The sequence below is a fragment of the Streptosporangium sp. NPDC004631 genome (assembly GCF_053601935.1).
Window position 1 is genome coordinate 247537 of the sequence record NZ_JBSGCR010000001.1, and the last position, 14563, is coordinate 262099.

General features: G+C 71.3%; 13 protein-coding genes. 4 read left to right on the plus strand and 9 right to left on the minus strand.

All coding sequences use genetic code 11. The features are described from left to right. Nucleotide 1: 1 nt before the first annotated feature. From ACWEF2_RS00920 to ftsH, 9 genes are all read right to left on the minus strand, one after another. Nucleotides 2–757, minus strand: coding sequence for an SDR family NAD(P)-dependent oxidoreductase (locus tag ACWEF2_RS00920; RefSeq protein WP_453810928.1), 756 nt, complete (start codon nt 755–757; stop codon nt 2–4). Further along, complete coding sequence (locus ACWEF2_RS00925) at nt 754–1605, minus strand: ABC transporter permease (RefSeq protein ID WP_453810929.1); 852 nt, start codon at nt 1603–1605, stop codon at nt 754–756. The genes ACWEF2_RS00920 and ACWEF2_RS00925 overlap by 4 nt, the downstream gene beginning before the upstream one ends. A gap of 11 nt (nt 1606–1616) precedes the next feature. Then, entirely contained in the window at nt 1617–2447 is an 831-nt protein-coding gene (locus tag ACWEF2_RS00930; protein WP_453810930.1) for an ABC transporter ATP-binding protein, read from the minus strand. A gap of 82 nt (nt 2448–2529) precedes the next feature. Next, nucleotides 2530–3669 carry an ABC transporter substrate-binding protein gene (locus ACWEF2_RS00935; RefSeq protein ID WP_453810931.1) on the minus strand — a complete coding sequence of 380 codons (1140 nt, stop codon included), beginning with the start codon at nt 3667–3669 and terminating at the stop codon, nt 2530–2532. A 13-nt stretch (nt 3670–3682) separates the two neighbouring features. Beyond that, nucleotides 3683–4093, minus strand: coding sequence for a nuclear transport factor 2 family protein (locus tag ACWEF2_RS00940; RefSeq protein ID WP_453810932.1), 411 nt, complete (start codon nt 4091–4093; stop codon nt 3683–3685). Continuing rightward, complete coding sequence (locus ACWEF2_RS00945; RefSeq protein ID WP_453810933.1) at nt 4090–4404, minus strand: hypothetical protein; 315 nt, start codon at nt 4402–4404, stop codon at nt 4090–4092. The genes ACWEF2_RS00940 and ACWEF2_RS00945 overlap by 4 nt, the downstream gene beginning before the upstream one ends. Beyond that, entirely contained in the window at nt 4404–5477 is a 1074-nt protein-coding gene (locus ACWEF2_RS00950) for a class I SAM-dependent methyltransferase (RefSeq protein WP_453810934.1), read from the minus strand. Before ACWEF2_RS00950 ends, ACWEF2_RS00945 begins: the two co-directional genes overlap by 1 nt. 68 nt (nt 5478–5545) lie before the next feature. Beyond that, entirely contained in the window at nt 5546–7585 is a 2040-nt protein-coding gene (locus ACWEF2_RS00955) for an oxidoreductase (protein ID WP_453810935.1), read from the minus strand. A 284-nt stretch (nt 7586–7869) separates the two neighbouring features. Then, complete coding sequence (gene ftsH, locus ACWEF2_RS00960) at nt 7870–9825, minus strand: ATP-dependent zinc metalloprotease FtsH (protein ID WP_453810936.1); 1956 nt, start codon at nt 9823–9825, stop codon at nt 7870–7872. Between the two features lie 338 nt (nt 9826–10163). Between ftsH and ACWEF2_RS00965 the strand changes: the two genes are divergently transcribed. The 4 genes from ACWEF2_RS00965 to ACWEF2_RS00980 all read left to right on the plus strand — a co-directional run bounded on the left by ACWEF2_RS00965 (nt 10164) and on the right by ACWEF2_RS00980 (nt 14521). Beyond that, nucleotides 10164–11657, plus strand: a complete 1494-nt coding sequence (locus tag ACWEF2_RS00965; protein WP_453810937.1) for a bifunctional aminoglycoside phosphotransferase/ATP-binding protein — start codon at nt 10164–10166, stop codon at nt 11655–11657. A 359-nt stretch (nt 11658–12016) separates the two neighbouring features. After that, on the plus strand, nt 12017–12694 hold the full coding sequence (locus tag ACWEF2_RS00970; protein ID WP_453810938.1) for a CBS domain-containing protein: 678 nt from the start codon (nt 12017–12019) through the stop codon (nt 12692–12694). A 155-nt stretch (nt 12695–12849) separates the two neighbouring features. Beyond that, the gene (locus ACWEF2_RS00975) at nt 12850–13890 is read left to right on the plus strand and encodes a zinc-dependent alcohol dehydrogenase family protein (protein ID WP_453810939.1); all 1041 of its coding nucleotides are present in this window, start codon (nt 12850–12852) and stop codon (nt 13888–13890) included. A 202-nt stretch (nt 13891–14092) separates the two neighbouring features. Next, a complete protein-coding gene (locus tag ACWEF2_RS00980; protein ID WP_453810940.1) occupies nt 14093–14521 on the plus strand; it encodes an Hsp20/alpha crystallin family protein in 429 nt (142 codons plus the stop codon). Nucleotides 14522–14563 lie beyond the last annotated feature (42 nt).

The following is a 14563-nucleotide window of genomic DNA, read 5'->3' on the forward strand; positions in this document are numbered from 1 at the left end:
GTCACCAGATGGTGACGCCCCCGTCGATGTAGATCGTCTGGCCCGTCGTCATGGCGGCGGCGGGACTGAGCAGGAAGGCGACCGCGTTGGCGACGTCGTCGGCTCCGGCCATCCGGCCGAGCGGGATGGTGGCCAGCTTGTCCGCCATGTACGCCCGGTCGGCGCGCACGTCCGCGGTCATGTCGGTGGGCACGATGGTGGGGCCGACGGCGTTCACCCGGATGCCGTCGGGGGCCCACTCCAGGGCCAGCACCCTGGCCATGTGCATGACCCCGGCCTTGCTGACGCAGTATCCGAGGGTGTCGAGGACCGCGATGTGACCGTTGGTCGAGCCGATGTTCACCACGCTCGCGGCGCCCGCCTCACGCAGCACGGGATAGGCGGCCTGGGACATGCGGAAGGTTCCGGTGAGGTTGACGTCGAGGACGTCGACGAAGTCGCGCTCGCTCATCGTGGCCGCGGGGCCCCGCCGTACGACGCCGGCGTTGTTCACCAGGTGGTCCAGGCGGCCGTGCGCGGCGAGCACCTCGGCGACCAGTTCCCGGCAGGAGCCGGCCGAACGGACGTCGACCCGATGGCCGGTGTGGCCGCCGGCGGCCGGGAGCGGCGTCTGCCAGGCGCCGACGGGATCGACGTCGGCCCGCGCCACCCGGGCGCCCCGGGCCGCCAGCGTCGCGGCGATCACGGCGCCGATGCCCCGCCCGGCGCCGGTGACCAGGGCCACCTTGCCGTCGAACCGGTTCGGATCGCTCATCATGCCCCGATCACCTGGTTGTCCTCGGCCCAGAAGGCGAAGCGCCGCTGGGCGAAGCGGATCAGGGAGTGCGCGACGAGGCCCATCACCGACAGCACCACCAAGACCGCGAACATGCTCGCGATGTCGAAGTTGTAGTTGGCCTGCAGGAGCAGGTAGCCGAGCCCCTCCTTGGCCCCGATGAACTCGCCGACGACGGCGCCGAGGATGGCGAACACGATGCCGATGTCGAGGCCGGCGAAGATGAAGGGCAGCGCGCTGGGCAGCCGGACCATGCGGAACACCTGGAACCTCCCGGCGCCGAACACGGTCAGCATCTGGATCCTGTCGGCGTCGGCGGAGCGCAGCCCCTCGATGACGTTGACCAGCATCGGGAAGAACGAGATGACCGCCGCCATGACGATCTTGCTGGCCGTCCCGAAGCCGAACCAGACGACGAACAGCGGCGCCAGCGCGACCTTCGGCACGGTCTGGAAGGCGACGATGTACGGCATGAGCGTGCGGTCGGCCAGCCGGACCTGGGAGATCAGCGTGCCCAGCACCATCGCCGCGACGACGCCGATCACGAAGCCGAGCAGCGACTCCTGGAGTGTCACCCACAGGTGCGACCAGAACTGCTCGCCGGTGAGCTGGGTGGCCAGCGCCGAGACGATCTGGGTGGGCCGGGGAAGCACGTAGTCGTCGATGCCCAGGGGCTGGACCGCGAACTCCCACAGGAGCACGACAACCACGAAGACCGCGGGCACCAGGACAAGTTCCGGACGTTCCCGCAGGTCGAAGCGGCTCTTCGTGGTACGGGCCGGAGGCCTGGGGGTGGCCTGCGACTCGTCCATGGTCTTGCTCGATGTCATTGCGGACCTCGTCAGTCGATGACGCCGGCGGCGTTGAAGTGGTTGCGGATCCGCGTCACGTAGACCCCGGCGCGGTCGGAGGACATGACGCTCAGGTCGCGGGGGCGCTCCAGCTCGACCGGGACGATCTCCGCGATCCGTCCCGGCCGGGAGCTGAGCACGACGACCCGGTCGGAGAGGAAGACCGCCTCCGGTATGGAGTGGGTGACGAGCACGATCGTCTTACCGCTCTCCTTCCAGATCCGCAGCAGCTCGACGTTCATGTACTCCCTGGTCATGGCGTCCAGGGCGCCGAACGGCTCGTCCATGAGCAGCACGGCCGGGTCGTGCACGAGGGCCCGGCAGATCCCGGCGCGCTGCTGCATGCCCCCGCTCAGCTCATGGGGGTACTTGCCCTCGAAGCCCCCCAGTCCGACCATCTCCAGCAGTTCCACGGCCCGCTTCCGGTAGGCGGAGGCGTCGAGTCTCTGCACCTCCACCGGCACCATCACGTTCTGCAGGATGGTCCGCCACGGCAGCAGGGTCGCCGCCTGGAAGACCATGCCCACCTGCGGGAGCGGGCCGTCCACGTCGCGGCCCGCGACGCGGACGACCCCCTCGGTCCTGGGGATCAGCCCGGCGAGGATCTTCAGCATGGTGGTCTTGCCGCACCCGGAGGGACCGACGATCGAGATGAACTCCCCGCGCCTGACGGTGAAGTCGATGTCGGCCAGCGCGTGGGTCGGTTCCGACCTGCGCGGCTGGTACACCTTCCGCAGGCCGTTCACCTCGATCCAGGAGGCTTCGTCCGCCGCCGCCGGGACGGCGCCGGCCCGGCGGCGGCCGGGAGTCCTGATGGCCATCGGTTCTCCTCTTCGATAATCGGGCGGGTCGTGCGGGGGACGGTCGGACCGGGTCACCGGGGTGCGGGCGTCACCGGCCAGGTCACTTCGGGGCGTACGCCTTGGCCTTGGCGACCACGGCCGCGGAGTCGAACGTGTTGGCCCCGGGCAGCAGCCCGGGCTCCCAGACGTCGGCCATCACGGGCTTCTTGGTGATCTGACCGGCGCCTATGGTGTAGGCGGCGGTCTTGTCCCACTCCTGCTCGCTGATCGCTCCCCAGTCGGCGAAGGTCTCCGGCTCGCCGCTCTTGGGGGTGGCGGTCTTCATCCACGCGCCCAGGACCTTGGTGTCGTTGGCGACCCGCTCCTCCGCGGACTTGCCGGCCAGGATCTGCGGGAAGACCTTGTAGCCGATCCGGGTGGCGGCCTCGGGGTTGACCGAGGCGAAGAGCATGCCCTGGTAGCCGGCCCGCAGGTAGCGGGTCAGCTCGTCCTTCTTCTGGTCGAGGGTGTCCTTGCGCACCGCGAAGGTGATGGAGCGGATCCCCTGGAACATGTCCGGGTTGGGGAGGTACTCGAAGCCGGTGCCGGAGAGCTCGATCGTGGTGTACGCCTGGGTGTAGAGCGCGAGCGCGTCCACCTCGCCGCTGTTGAACGCGCCGGCGGCCTGGGCTCCCACGCCGACGGGCAGCAGTTCGACGTCCTTCTCCGGGTCGAGCCCGGCCTCGTGGACGTAGGCCCTGGCGTAGGGGGCCGAGCCCGACGCCAGGCTGATGACGCCGATCTTCTTGCCCTTGAGGTCGGCGCCGCTCTTGATCCCGCTGCCCGGTTTGACCGCCATGACCCACGGCCAGTTCTGGACCAGGCCGCCGACGGCCTTGACCGGGACGCCCTTCTCGACGGCGGCCAGGATCGAGCCGGCGTCGGCCGCGGTGATGTCCGCGCTGCCGGAGGCGACCGCCTGGATGGCGGCCACGGATCCGTCGGTGTTGATGGTCTCCACCTCCAGGTTCTGCTCCTCGTAGAAGCCCTGGTCCTTGGCCACCGCGTAGGTGGCGACCTCCTCCTTCGGCCCGATGACGGCCGAGGCGATCGCGAAGGTGATCTTCCCTCGGGCGGGCTTGCCGCCGTCGGCGGCCGGGCTCGCGGCCGTACCCTCGTCTCCGTCTCCGCCGCACGCGGTGAGGGCGCTCAGCGTCGCGACGGCGAGGGCGGCGGCGCCCATTCGCAGGAACTGCTTCATGTTCGAACCTCTGTCAGCTGGGGGGTTGGGAGGCGTCGGCGGGCCGGAAGGGGATCCCGGCCTCGGTGAGGTCGTTGTAGACGTTCTGCTCGGTGATGAGACCGTCGTGGATGACGAACACGTCGACGTAGCGGACGCCGGAGAAGGGGTCGCCGGTCAGGTCCTCGCCGTACAGGGTCCCGAGGGAGGTGACGACGGTCGCGTCGCCGGCGGCGCCCTCGAAGTAGCGCTCGCGGCGCTTGCGGACCCACCGGTAGCGCCCGCCGGCCCCGGCGACCATCTCCGGCAGCGAGGCGAAGACCCGGCCGCCGGGGAAGACCATCCGCACATCCGGCGCGAGCAGCCGGGCGGCCTCCTCCAGGTCGCGGTCCTCGCACAACTGCAGGTAGCGGTCGACGAGTTCGGCTCCGGTCTCCCCGGTCATCGGCCGTTCCCGCTCGCCAGCACGGCCTCCCACTGGTCGCGGAGCGGGTGCTCGGCGGGGCCGGACTCGGTGATGATCCTCATCAGGCGGCCCACCATGGCGTCGCGCCTGCCGTCCAGGACCCGGCGCTCGGCCTCGTCGGGCACCAGGGAGTCGAGTTCGCCGGGGGCGAGGACGCCGCGGCGCACCAGCAGCGCCTCCAGGCCGTGCAGTCGCTGGTCGGCGACGTGCAGGTCGGTGCTGAGCTGCAGGATCAGGTCGAACAGCCTGCCGACGTTACGGTCGCGGAAGTAGTCGAATTCGTCGCTCATCAGTTCTCCGGCTTGGTCGCGGCCAGAACCGCCCACGGGAAGTGCCACTCGCGTCGTTCGCCCCAGCCGTCGGGGCTGACGCCGTGGTTCCGTTCGTCGAACGGGGACCAGGACGGCTCGGCGAGGCCGGCCTCGCGGCAGAACTCCAGCAGGTCGGAGGCGAACAGGTCGTGGAAGAAGGGTTCGTTGTTCCGCTCGGCGTGCTCGAAGATCGTCGCGTCCCTGAACGGTTCGCCGGTCGGCTGGAATTCGAGGAACCGCAGTGCGCCGCCCGGCCTGAGCAGGCGAGCGGCCTCACGGATGGTCTCCCGTACGGCCTGCGCGGGCATCTCGTGCAGCACCATGGTGCCGGTGACCACGTCGCAGGAGCCGTCCTGAAGGCCGGTGGCCCTGCCGTCCCCCTGGACGTAGGAGATGGCCGCGCCCTCCGCCTCGGCCTCCGCGTGCGCCAGGCGCAGCCCCGGCGCGGCGAGGTCCACCCCGATGATCTCGGCGTCCGGGTAGCGGGCCGCGAGCGGCCGGGTGCTCTTGCCGAAGCCGCAGCCGATGTCGACCACGCGGGCCGCCGACGGCAGGTCGGGCAGCGCGGTCTCGGCGAACAGCCGGTGGAACTTGTAGCCGTCGTTGTCGCGCAGCATGACGATCCGCGCGCCGAACTCGTAGACGTAGGCGGACAGGTCGTCGGAGAAGAAGCTTCCGGGCTGGAGGTGGATGTCGAAGTCGGTGTACCAGCCGGGCAGGTCGAGCTCCGGGTCGAGGGTCAGCGTGCCCCCGGCCCCCTCGGAGGCGTTCAGCTGGTCGATCAGGTCGGCCCTGCGGCTGACGACCGCGTCGCCCGCGCTCCTCCAGAGCATCTTCTGCTGCACGCGCTCCAGGTGGCTGTACCAGGGGTAGAGGCTCAGCTCGCGCAGGCGTCCGGCCGCCTCCTCAACGGTCCGGGCCGGGGCGCCGCTCGTCCGGTACTCCTCCGCGAGCGCGGGGTAGACGGTGTCGGCCCACCGCTTGCGCAGGGCGAGGATGTAGTCCACGTTTGAGCGTTCGTCGAAGGTCAGTCTGTCCTCAATGTCGATCATGGCTCTCCTTCTCGGCGGGGGAGACGGGCGGGGGTCTGTGAGGCCGGGGCTGGCCGGAGGGGGCGGGGTCAGCCGTCGCCGGCCAGGGCGGTCGCGCCACCGGCGGCGTCGGTCAGGAACGTGCCGGCGAGCCGCCCCTCGTAGACCGCCTCCAGCGCGGTCCGCGGCGCGTTGGCGTCGCCCACGACGTGCACCCGGGGGGCTCCGGCCGCCCCGTCGAGCGCGCGGTAGAGCTCGTCCACCGCGACGGGCGTGCCCGCGTCGACGATCGCGGTCACCCCGGGGAGCGACTCGACGTCGCCGCAGAGGGTGTCGCGGAGAACGACCTCATGCCCGCTCGCGCCCTGCGGGACGCGGAGCAGGTGGGCCTTGACGCCCAGCTCGCCCAGCCGGTGGGTGAGCGCGAGCTTGGAGTAGGTGGTGATCCGGGCCGAGAGCGAGGCCGTGGGCGACACCAGGTGCACCTTCGTACCCAGCCGGGCGAGGTGCTCGGCGATCGAGGCCGCCGGCCACGCGCCCTCGTCGTCGCGGACGACGACGGTGCCGCGCAGCGGGGAGGCCGGATCGTCCAGGGCCGCGACGGCCTCCCAGAGGTCGAGCACCGGGGGACCGCCCGGCAGCTCCCGCCGCCCCGGCCGTGAACCGGTCGCCACCACGACGTCGTCGAAGCCCTCGTGCCGGCCGCCGGTCAGCAGGTCGGCGGCCTGGACGTGCCGTCCCAGCAGGATCTCGACCCCCGAGGCGGCCAGGTCGGCGGCGAGCTCGGCGGTGAGCAGGCCGAGGCGCTCGCGACCCGGCACCCGGGCGGCGACGGCCACCTGGCCGCCGAGCTCGGAGCCAGCCTCGGCGAGCGTCACGTCGTGGCCGGCGCGGTGTGCCGACAGTGCCGCCTCCATGCCCGCCGGGCCGCCTCCGACGACCATGACCCGGCGCCGGCGGGCGGCGGCGGGCGGCGGAGCCGACCGGAGCCGCGCCCACTGCCGCTCGGATCCGACCTCCGGGTTGACCACGCAGGAGATCGGCAGGCTGTTCTCCAGCCGTCCGACGCATCCCTGGTTGCAGGCCAGGCAGGAGCGTGCCTCGTGGGAGCGGCCCTGGATCGCCTTGCGGACCAGGTGGGGGTCGGCGATGTGGGGGCGGGCCAGCCCGACCAGGTCGGCCTCTCCCCCGGTGACCAGTTCGGCGGCCTCGGGGAGGCTGTCGAGCCGGCAGACCGCGAGCACGGCCAGGTCGGGGAACTCCCTCTTGAACAGCGCGGCGTGGTGGCGGAACGGGGCGTGCCCGAAGCTCATGTCGGCCATCTGGGTCGCCAGCGAGTAGCTCCCGTGATAGGCCGAGTGGCTGACGTGCACGTAGACGAGGGGGAACTCCTCCCGCAGGAGCGCGACGACCTCCACCACGTCGGGTGGGGTGAGGCCGCCCGGCAGGAACTCGTCGGCGCTGACCCGCAGGCCGACCGGCAGCCCCGGCGCCTGTCGCGTCACCGATTCGAGCACCTCGCGGATGAGCCTGAGGCGGCCGTTCAGGTCGCCGCCGTAGTCGTCGGCCCGGGTGTTGGTGACCGGTGACAGGAACTGCTGCAGCAGGTGCCCGTGGCCGAGGTGGACCTCGACGCCGTCGTAGCCCGCGGCGGCCATCCGCCGGGCGGCGCCGCCGAAGGCGTCGACGACGACGGCGATGTCACCCCGTCCCATGGCGTGCGGGACGTGCGCTCCGGCGGCCCACGGCACGTCGGCCGCCGACCAGGCGGCGGTTCGGGTGGCGTCCCCGGCGGCCTGGCGCCCCGCGTGCATGATCTGGGCGAAGATCCGCGCGCCTTCCGCCTGCACGGCCCGGGCCACCTCGGCGTAGGCGGGGATGGAGGAGTCGTCGAAGCTGCCGAGACTGATGTGCCGTCCCGCGCTGGTCGGGTGGACCCGCACCGCCTCGGTGATGATCAGGCCGACACCGCCCTTGGCACGTTCCACGTGGTAGGCCGTGTGGCGGTCGGTCGGGCGGTTGTCCAGGCCGAAGTTGGTGGTGTGGCCGGGGACGAACACCCGGTTGCGCAGTGACAGCGGTCCCACCGTGACGGGTGAGAGAAGTCCCTCCACGCCCGACGTTGTCATCGATCCCCCTTCACGCCTCGCAGGGAGGTGAACACGACAGGCTCGACTGCACACCAATCGTTCCGATCAGCGATACAGCGTTCGCGTAAGCAGAACAGTAGGTACCGCCGAACAGAGAGTCAATGACCTAACCCGGATTTCATGTTTCGGTAAGGCGGTTATCGGGCGGTCCCAAAACACGCCGGGGCGCCGGCGGGGGCCGGCCTCCGCCGGGGCGCTCAGGACCACGCGGAAACGCCTTCGACCCGCTCCGTCACGGCCCCCGTCACGGCCTCGTCATGGTTTCATCGGGGTTTCATCGCGACGTCGTCCCGGCACAAGACTCCCGGAAAGGGCCGGGCCGCCGGCCGCCGGAGCACGCCGCCGACCACGTCACCGTCGACGGTCTCGCGTTCGATCAGGATCGCGGCGAGCCGGTCGAGCGCGGTCCGGTGGGCGCGGAGCAGATCGACCGCGCGCTTCTCGGCCTCGCCGAGCAGACGGGCGACCTCCTCGTCGATGATCTGCTGGGTCCGCTCGGAGTACGGCCTGCGCTGGAGGTCCTCGGCCTGCTCACCGAGATACCGGGGGGCCGCGGAGGAGTAGCCGACCGGGCCGAGCGCGGGCGACAGGCCGAAGTCGCGCACCATCCGGGTGGCCATCTGGGTGGCGGCCGCGAGGTCGTTGGCGGCACCGGTGGAACCCTCGCCGAAGACGACCAGCTCGGCGGCCCGGCCGCCGAGCCGTACGGCGAGCAGGTCGGCCAGGTAGCTCTCGCTGTAGAGGTGCCTCTCGGCCTCGGGAAGCTGCTCGGTGACACCGAGCGTCAGACCTGCGGGCAGGATGGTCACCTTCGCGACCGGGTCGGCGTGCTCACAGAGCGTGGCGAGCAGGGCGTGCCCGGACTCGTGGACGGCCACCGCGTGGCGCTCCTGCGGAAGCAGGGCGTTGGAGGTCTCCCGGCGGCCCAGCAGCACCCGGTCACGGGCCTCGTCGAGGTCCTGGGCGTTGATCGTCGTCCGGTCGGCCCGGACCGCGTTGATGGCGGCCTCGTTGACCAGGTTGGCCAGGTCGGCGCCGGAGAATCCCGGCGTGGCCCGGGCGATCACCCCGAGATCGGCCTCAGGGGTCAGGTGCTTGCCCGCTGTGTGAACGGCCAGGATCGCCGCGCGTTCGGCCTGGTTGGGCAGGGGCACGGTGACCTGCCGGTCGAACCGGCCGGGACGGAGCAGAGCCGGGTCGAGGGTCTCCGGCCGGTTCGTCGCGGCCAGGACGACGATGCCGCTGCTCTGGTCGAAGCCGTCCATCTCGGCCAGCAGCTGGTTGAGCGTCTGCTCGCGTTCGTCGTTGCCACCGGAGATCGGGCCGCCCCGCCGCCCGCCGATGGCGTCTATCTCGTCGATGAAGACGATCGAGGGGGCGCGTTTGCGTGCCTCGTCGAAGAGGTCACGGACCCGTGAGGCACCCACTCCGACGAACATCTCCACGAACGCCGAGCCGGTGACCGACAGGAACGGCACGGCCGCCTCACCGGCCACCGCCCGGGCGAGAAGCGTCTTGCCCGTCCCCGGCGGACCGACCATGATCACGCCCCGGGGCGGTTTCGCGCCCGCGGCCGCGTATCGGCCGGGGTCCCGCAGAAAGCCGATCACCTCGCCGATCTCCTGCTTGACGGTGTCGTAACCGGCGACGTCGCCGAACCGGGTGGTCGGCCGCTCCGCCTCGATGATCTTCGCCTTCGAACGGCCGAAGCCCCCGATGCCGCCGACGCCGCCCATGGACTGCTGCGCCTTCCGTCCCGTCCACATGAACAGGCCGATGAGCAGGGCCAGCGGCAGGAAGCCGGCCAGGATCGACAGCAGGGAACCGCCCGACCGGGTCGCGCTGATCCGCACGTGGTGGGACAGGAGCCGGGCCTCCACCTGATCGGCGTTGGGTGCCGTGGGGATCTGGGTGGTGAACGTCGTGCCGTCGTTCAGGCCGCCGGTCACCGCGCCCTGGTCGTCGATCGTCACCTCCTTCACCTGCCCGGCGCCCACCTTGGCCAGGAAGTCGCTGTAGGAGTACGGCTTGGCCGCCGTCCCGGTGAACAGGAGGGGGAGCAGCAGCCAGAGCGCGACGATCGCCATTCCCAGCGGCAGCAGCCAGTGCCGCCAGCCCGGAGGCCGCGGGGGCGCAGGTGGGGGCGGGGGCTCGTTCGGCGGCCCCGGCTTCGCCGTACCCGTCATGTGCCGGCCGCGCAGCCGAAACCGTGTGATCATCAGCTGACCTCCCTGCCGGCTCCCTGCCTCTGCCGCCAGTTTTCAGTCACCCGGCGGGGGCGGGGCAGGGCCGAAAGACCCGAAGAGCAGGACGGACGGCCCTGCGCGGCCCCGGGGCCTCCGCCTCGGCCGCACCTCACCGGTCACACCCGCCCGTCACCGCCCTCCAACACCGACTCCGCACGCGACCGGCGTCGAACACCGCGGCTGTGGGAAGAGTCAGGGACAGGGGCGTCCGCCCCACCCGTACGAGATCGTTCCGGGGAGGCACGGGCTCCCCCGCCTCAGCCGGTTCCCGGATCACCCGGGCGGCAGACCCGAGCGCGGAGGCATCGGCGATGAGACCGTGGGCGCAGATCAGGGAAACACACTCCGGCGTCGTGGTCCTCCTCGGGGATCACGCCTTCAAACTCAAGAAACCGGTGGACCTCGGCTTTCTGGACTTCACCACGCGGGAGGCCCGGCGGGCCGTCTGCCTGGAGGAGGTGGAGCTCAACCGGCGGCTGGCACCGGACGTCTACGAGGGGGTCGCCGACGTGCTCGGCCCGGATGGAGAGCTCTGCGAGCACCTGGTGGTGATGCGGCGGATGCCGGAGGAACGACGGCTCTCCGTGCTGGTCCGTTCGGGGCAGCCGGTGGAGGCGCACCTGCGCCAGGTCGCCCGGATGGTCGCGAGCATGCACAGCCGAGCCCGCCACGGCCCGCAGATCGACGAGCAGGGCGGGAGGGAGGCGCTGTGGTCCCGCTGGACCGCGAGCCTCAATCAGGTCCGCGCGCTTCCCGACGTGATCCTCGGCGTCGAGGTGCTTCAGGAGATCGAGCGGCTCACCCTGCGCTTCCTCGACGGCCGGGAGCACCTGTTCGCCGCCCGTGTCGAGGAGGGCCGTATCGTGGACGGCCACGGCGACCTCCTCGCCGAGGACATCTTCTGCCTGGACGACGGACCGCGGATTCTGGACTGCCTGGAGTTCGACGAACGGCTGCGCTTCCTCGACGGCCTGGACGACGCGGCCTTCCTGGCCATGGACCTGGAACGGCTGGGCGCGCCCCAGCCGGGCGAGATGTTCCTGAACTGGTACGCCGAGTTCTCCGGCGATCCCTCCCCGCCCTCACTGTGGCATCACTATGTCGCCTACCGGGCGTTCGTCCGCGCCAAGGTCGCCTGCCTCCGGCACTGCCAGGGGGACTCCGACGCGGTGTGGGAGGCCCGCGAGCTGGCCAAGCTCACGGTACGCCATCTGCGGGCGGGCGCGGTCCATCTGATCCTCGTCGGCGGGACGCCGGGGACCGGCAAGTCGACCCTGGCCGCAGCCGTCGCCGACCGGCTCGGCCACACCCTGCTGAGCAGCGACCGGGTCCGCAAGGAGCTTGCCGGCATCGCACCCGGGCAACCCGCGCCCGCCCCCTTCGGCGAGGGCGTCTACCACCGGGAGCACACCGAGCGCACCTACGGCGAACTGCTGTCCCGAGCCGGGAGGCTGCTACGGCACGGCGAGCCGGTCGTCCTCGACGCCTCCTGGATCGACGCCGGGCACCGGGCGGCGGCGGAGGAGGTCGCCCGGAACACCTCCAGCGATCTCGTGGCCCTGCGCTGTACGGCTTCCCCTCGGGTCGTCGCCGAACGTCTCGCCTTCCGTACCGGCGGGATCTCGGACGCCGACCAGGCGATCGCCGCGACCATGGCGGAGCGGGCGGCCCCCTGGCCCGACGCGGTCGAGATCGACACCGGCACCTCCCCCGAACAGTCGCTCGAACGGGCGCTGGCGGCGATCCATCCGCCCCCGGGCACCGCCGCCCGGCGGTTCCGGCGCCCCCGGATGGAACCGGGCTGATCCGGCGCCTCCGGATGGAAGCGAGCCGATCCGGGGATATCTCATGGAACCGGTCCGATCCGGCGCCCCGGACGGAACGGAACACCGGACCCGGCCGGCCACCCGGTCCGCGCGGACTGCGCGCGACCGCCCTCCGGGCCCGCCGCGGGGCGGCCGAAAGACCCCGGCATTGAGGACCTCCGGCCTCTGCCTCACCGGCCCCTCCGGCGGTGAGATGGAGATGTGGGGAGCCGGGCAGAGATCGTCCTCGTCGAGGCCGTGCCCGGGGAGAAGACGAAGACGTGCGGAGTCGCCCGGCCGGATCGGGCCCGCACGCGCACGAAGGGGGTTCAGCGATGCGGGTGAAGGTCAAGGACGTCATGAGCACACAGGTGGCGTCGGTCAACGGCAGCAGCTCGTTCAAGGACGTCGCCGAGGTGCTCATCGCCCACGGGGTGAGCGCGGTCCCCGTCGTGGACGGGGACGGACACGTCATCGGCGTCGTCTCCGAAGCCGACCTGCTGCACAAGGAGGAGTTCAAGGAGCAGTACTACCGCGAGGGATACCGGCCGCCGCTGCGCGCCCGGCTGCGCCACCGCCTGAGCCAGGAGGGCGGCGACGGCAGGAGCAAGTCCCGGGGGGACACCGCCGCCGAGCTGATGACCGCTCCGGCGGTGACGACCCGGCCGAACGCCTCGATCGTGGCCGCCATGCGGCTCATGGAGGAGCACGGGGTCAAGCGGCTGCCCGTGGTGGACGACGAGGGGGTGCTCGAAGGCATCATCAGCCGTCATGACCTGCTGAGAGTCTTCGTCCGCAGCGATTCCGGCATCGCCGAGGAGGTGTGCGAGGAGATCCTTGAGCACTCCCTCTGGGCGGAGCCGCACGACACAGCCGTCACCGTCACACACGGTATCGTAACGCTGACCGGCCGCATGCACCGGCGGAGTGAGGCCCAGCTGGCGGCGCGGATGACCCACCGGGTGCACGGGGTCGTCGACGTGATCGACAGGCTGGAGTGGAACGTGGACGACCTCCCCGCCTGGAGAGGGCGCTGACCTCCCCTCCGCGAAAGGGGGCCGGCGACCCGCCGCGGCCGCGAGACCCTCCGCCCGCGCCTTCCGGAACGCCGGCCTTCGGCCGGGCCTTGGGAGGCGGTCCTGACCTTCTCCCCACGGCTGAGGCCGGGGGATTCCAACCTCAAGGAGTTGCGATGAAGGCTCTGGTGTACGGCGGTCCCGGGCAGAAGAGCTGGACCGAGGTGCCCGACCCGAGGATCGTCGATCCGCGCGACGCGATCATCCAGATCGACACGGTGACCATCTGCGGCACGGATCTGCACATCCTCGGCGGAGACGTACCCGAGGTGCGGCCGGGGCGGATCCTGGGCCACGAGGCGGTGGGCACCGTGGTCGACGTGGGCGACGCCGTCAGCACACTGCGGCCGGGTGAACGGGTCCTGGCGTCGTGCATCTCCGCCTGCGGCATGTGCCACTACTGCCGGCGGAGCAGATACGGCCAGTGCCTGGGCGGGGGCGGCTGGATCCTCGGCCATCTCGTCGACGGCGTCCAGGCCCAGTACGCCCGGCTTCCCTTCGCCGACCTGTCCACCCACAGGCTCACCGCCCGCATCGGCGACGAGGCGGCCGTCATGCTCGCCGACATCCTGCCCACCTCCTACGAGGTCGGGATACTGAACGGCCGGGTCCGGCCGGGTGACACGGTGGTCGTCGTCGGGGCGGGCCCGATCGGGCTGGCCGCGATCCTCACCGCGCGGCTGTACTCTCCGTCGCACATCATCGCGATCGACACGGCGCAGAGCCGCCTGCAGGCCGCCAAGCAGTTCGGCGCCGACATCGCCCTCAGGCCCGACGACGATCCGCTGGAGGTGATCCGCTCGGTGACCGACGGGCTGGGGGCCGATGTGGCGATCGAGGCCGTCGGTCTGCCGGAGACCTTCGAGATGTGCACCACCCTGGTACGGCCCTGCGGCAGGGTGGCCAACGTCGGCGTCCACGGCCGGCCCGCCACGCTGCACCTGGAGGACCTGTGGATCCGCGACCTGACCATCACCACCGGCCTGGTCGACACCTTCTCCACCCCTACCCTGCTCGGCATGCTCGGCAGCGGGCGGTTCGACACCGACAGCATGATCACACACCGGTTCCCGCTCGACGACTTCGCCGAGGCCTACGAGGTCTTCTCCCATCCCGCCGAGACCGGCGCGCTCAAAGTCGTCCTCACCCGGGCCTGAACCCCGGGTCTCCGGCCCTCGCCGTCGAGGCGCCGGTGCGTGGAACGACACCTCTATGGGGAAATCAGCCCTTTCCAAGGGTTTTTCGCAGCGGTCGCCGGGCGAAAGACCTGTTCAGTGGGGACCTCCGGCCGCCGTGCCGGCACCGCGGGAGCGGTGGGACGACAGTGGGCAGGGTCCCGATCCGACAGGGAGGACATACATGAGCATGCTGACACGTCGTGAGCAGAGGGGGCTCTTCCCCGAGCTGCTCGACCTGCTCGACGCTCCTTTCGCCACCATGAGATCGCAGGGCCAGCAGGCCATGAGGTTCGAGGACTACGTCAAGGGGGGCCGGTACGTTCTACGGGCCGAGTTGCCGGGCGTCAACCCCGAGAACATCGAGATCGACCTGAACAACGGCATTCTCACGATCCACGCCGAACGTCAGGAGGAGGAGAAGGACCAGCAGCGGACGGAGTTCCGCTACGGCTCGTTCACCCGGTCCATCACCCTGCCCCCGACGGTGGACGAGAAGGACGTCAAGGCCGGCTACGACCAGGGCATCCTCGAAGTCAGCATGAAGCTGGCCAGGCCCGAGGAGAAGAGCAAGCGCATCCCGGTCGAGGCGCACCACGGCAGGTCGAGGTAGCGGGAGCCCTGGGCGACGGCACGGCGGGGCGGGGACACCGGC

Bases quoted from the DNA above. Each gene is read 5' to 3' on its own strand.
- ACWEF2_RS00920 (WP_453810928.1), bottom strand. From the start codon at position 757: ATGATGAGCGATCCGAACCGGTTCGACGGCAAGGTGGCCCTGGTCACC.
- ACWEF2_RS00925 (WP_453810929.1), bottom strand. From the start codon at position 1,605: ATGACATCGAGCAAGACCATGGACGAGTCGCAGGCCACCCCCAGGCCT.
- ACWEF2_RS00930 (WP_453810930.1), bottom strand. From the start codon at position 2,447: ATGGCCATCAGGACTCCCGGCCGCCGCCGGGCCGGCGCCGTCCCGGCG.
- ACWEF2_RS00935 (WP_453810931.1), bottom strand. From the start codon at position 3,669: ATGAAGCAGTTCCTGCGAATGGGCGCCGCCGCCCTCGCCGTCGCGACG.
- ACWEF2_RS00940 (WP_453810932.1), bottom strand. From the start codon at position 4,093: ATGACCGGGGAGACCGGAGCCGAACTCGTCGACCGCTACCTGCAGTTG.
- ACWEF2_RS00945 (WP_453810933.1), bottom strand. From the start codon at position 4,404: ATGAGCGACGAATTCGACTACTTCCGCGACCGTAACGTCGGCAGGCTG.
- ACWEF2_RS00950 (WP_453810934.1), bottom strand. From the start codon at position 5,477: ATGATCGACATTGAGGACAGACTGACCTTCGACGAACGCTCAAACGTG.
- ACWEF2_RS00955 (WP_453810935.1), bottom strand. From the start codon at position 7,585: ATGACAACGTCGGGCGTGGAGGGACTTCTCTCACCCGTCACGGTGGGA.
- ftsH (WP_453810936.1), bottom strand. From the start codon at position 9,825: ATGATCACACGGTTTCGGCTGCGCGGCCGGCACATGACGGGTACGGCG.
- ACWEF2_RS00965 (WP_453810937.1), top strand. From the start codon at position 10,164: ATGAGACCGTGGGCGCAGATCAGGGAAACACACTCCGGCGTCGTGGTC.
- ACWEF2_RS00970 (WP_453810938.1), top strand. From the start codon at position 12,017: ATGAGCACACAGGTGGCGTCGGTCAACGGCAGCAGCTCGTTCAAGGAC.
- ACWEF2_RS00975 (WP_453810939.1), top strand. From the start codon at position 12,850: ATGAAGGCTCTGGTGTACGGCGGTCCCGGGCAGAAGAGCTGGACCGAG.
- ACWEF2_RS00980 (WP_453810940.1), top strand. From the start codon at position 14,093: ATGAGCATGCTGACACGTCGTGAGCAGAGGGGGCTCTTCCCCGAGCTG.